Annotated in this window: 3 protein-coding genes; 1 reads left to right on the top strand and 2 read right to left on the bottom strand. The window is 59.4% G+C overall.

Annotation, left to right across the window (positions count from 1 at the left end):
* Together ACXRVY_RS23345 and ACXRVY_RS23340 are read right to left on the bottom strand one after the other, a co-directional pair.
* A partial coding sequence (locus tag ACXRVY_RS23345; RefSeq protein WP_458238357.1) for a DUF1348 family protein occupies nucleotides 1-125 on the bottom strand: 125 nt, incomplete at its 3' end.
* Between the two features lie 55 nt (nucleotides 126-180).
* Nucleotides 181-744 carry a TetR/AcrR family transcriptional regulator gene (locus tag ACXRVY_RS23340; protein WP_223462865.1) on the bottom strand — a complete coding sequence of 188 codons (564 nt, stop codon included), beginning with the start codon at nucleotides 742-744 and terminating at the stop codon, nucleotides 181-183.
* 216 nt (nucleotides 745-960) lie between these two features.
* Here ACXRVY_RS23340 and pssA point away from each other — a divergent pair, with 216 nt between their 5' ends.
* Complete coding sequence (pssA, locus tag ACXRVY_RS23335; protein ID WP_223462864.1) at nucleotides 961-2,304, top strand: CDP-diacylglycerol--serine O-phosphatidyltransferase; 1,344 nt, start codon at nucleotides 961-963, stop codon at nucleotides 2,302-2,304.
* Nucleotides 2,305-2,658 lie beyond the last annotated feature (354 nt).

Raw genomic sequence — 2,658 nt, 5'->3', positions numbered from 1 at the left:
GTGTAGGCCAGGGACACGCGCTCGGGGTCGCGGGAGTTCCAGCCGTCTTCAGCCAGGCGAACTTTTTCAATGGCCGATTCACGGGTGAAAGGGGGTAATGGCGGACGAACTTCGGCATCAGACATTTCAAGTCTCCGTATCAAGTTAAAGTTCAAGCAATTGTCGAGCTTGATCAGGTTGCTACAGGTCCAATAACTTTCGCGCCATGCATTGCGCATTATCGGCGGCACTGTGATCACCCATTACAAGCGCCACGGTAATGGCACCATCGATCAGGATCAGCAGTTGTCTGGCCAGCATCTGCGGATCCTCGGCGCCATGTTCGGTACACAGCTCGCACACGTAGTCGAGCAGCTTCTGTTTATGCTCTTTGGCGACCAGGCGCACCGGGTCTTGCGGGTCGCCGGTTTCGCCACTGGTGTTGATGAAGGCGCAGCCACGAAAGCCCTCGGACGCGAACCACGATTTGAGCACGGTAAACAGGTTAAGCAGTCGTTCGGCCGGGGTTTGTGCCTGGCAGACTGCGCCTCTGTACCAGTGCATCCAGCGCTGGTCGCGACGTTGCAGGGCGGCTACCACCAGATCGTCCTTGTTGGCGAAGTAGCGGTAAATGCTCTTTCTGGAGACGCCGGCGGTTTTCACCAGAAGATCCATGCCCGTGGCGGCTATGCCACTTTTGTAGATCAACTTTTCGGTGACATCCAGAATGATGTCGCGTGTTTCATTGCTAGTGAATTCGTTCATGTAGCTAACAGTAGAACGATCGTTCTCCATGGTCAATCGGTTTTTGTGTCGTTTGACAAATGGCTATCACGAGCAAGCTCGCTCCCACAGGGAAGCGCATATCAACATGTGGGAGCGAGCTTGCTCGCGATGGCGTCATTACTGACGGTAACAAGACCCGAACCTTTGCATGGTGTAAGCTCTCGGGTTCTTCGGATTCGACCCATTGCGAGCCCTATGCCGTTGCTTTTCAAACGTTCCCTGCTGCCCAAACTGCGCAGTTTTCCGCTGACGGCCGATGCCGTCGGCATCCTCTCTGGCGCTGCCGAATTCCGTCGTTGCCTGCTGGAGAAGATCGCCAGCGCGACCCGGCGCATCTATATCGTTGCGCTGTACCTGCAACAGGATGAAGCCGGCCAGGAAATTCTCGATGCCTTGCACGCGGCCAAGCTGGCGCGTCCGGAACTGGACGTGGTGGTGGTCGTCGACTGGCTGCGCGCCCAGCGCGGCCTGATTGGTGCCGGCAAGCAACCGGGCAACTCCGCCTGGTATCAGGAAATGACCCGCACCCATGCCAGCGAAGTGCCGATCTACGGAGTCCCGGTGCAAACCCGCGAACTGTTCGGTGTGTTGCACCTCAAAGGCTTCGTGATCGATGACTGCGTGATCTACAGTGGCGCGAGCCTGAACAACGTCTATCTGCACAAGTTCGACAAGTACCGCTACGACCGCTATCACCTGCTGCACAATCGTGATCTGGCCGATTCGATGCAGCACCTGGTGCAGCACGGCCTGGTGGCTTCCAAGGCGGTGCACCGCCTCGACCTGCCGAACCTGCCGACCACCCGCAGCCTGCGCCATGACATCGGCGACCTGCGCAGCCGCCTCAAGCACGCGGCGTACGACACTTCGCGGGGCACTACCGACAGGAGCGGTTTGTCTGTCAGCCCCTTGCTCGGCGTCGGCAAGAACAATCCGCTGAACCGGGTGATCTGCGAACTGATCGCCAGCGCCCAGCAGCAACTGACCATTTGCACACCGTACTTCAACCTGCCGCTGGCGGTCATCCGCGAGATCAACCGTGCGTTGGCCCGTGGGGTGAAGATCGACATTGTGGTCGGCGACAAGACGGCCAACGATTTCTACATTCCGCCGAGCGAACCGTTCCGGGTTATTTCGGCGCTGCCGTACCTGTACGAAATCAGCTTGCGCCGGTTTGCCAAGCGCCATCAGCGCGACATCGACAGCGGCCAGTTGAACCTGCACCTGTGGCGTGATGGCGACAACACCTATCACCTCAAGGGCATGTGGATCGACCGGCGCTATACCTTGCTGACCGGCAACAACCTCAACCCACGGGCGTTTCGACTCGATCTGGAAAACGCCTTGTTGATCGATGATCCCCATGGCGAACTGCTGGAGCCGCGTCGCGATGAGCTGACAAAGATCTTCCAGCACACCTCGCGTATCGAGCATTTCCAGAACCTGGAAACCCTCGCCGAGTACCCGGCGGGCGTGGCCAGGTTCCTCAAGCGCGTGAGTCGTGTGCGGATCGAGCGGTTGCTTTACCGCATTCTGTAAATCCGGTGGACTTCAGAAAAGCAATCGTCGGATCGCCGCCCGGAGCAAGCTCGCACACAGTGGATCGGGGTCGAACACAACATTGTGGCCGACCACAAACCCTGTGGGAACGAGCTTGCTCGCGAAAGCGGCCTGTCAGTCGATCAAATACACCACAGACGAACGAACCCAACAAACAGGCCGGCCGGTAGGCCGCCTCGAGCGCTGTTGCGGTGTACGCCCCCTCGTGAGGCCGAGCGCAGGTTCTGCGCAGTGGGCAACCCGGCATGGATGCCGGGTTAGCCGCCGCCGGCCATGGATGGCCGATGGCGGCGGGCCCACGGAGCAGGACCGGAGCGAGGGCATGCCGAGCCA

The sequence above is a fragment of the Pseudomonas sp. P5_A2_2 genome, from assembly GCF_054177685.1.
This window is presented reverse-complemented; position numbering and strand designations above follow the sequence as displayed.

What these genes read in the sequence shown, in the direction of transcription:
- ACXRVY_RS23340 (WP_223462865.1), bottom strand. Translation starts at nt 744, where the DNA reads ATGAACGAATTCACTAGCAATGAAACACGCGACATCATTCTGGATGTC.
- pssA (WP_223462864.1), top strand. Translation starts at nt 961, where the DNA reads ATGCCGTTGCTTTTCAAACGTTCCCTGCTGCCCAAACTGCGCAGTTTT.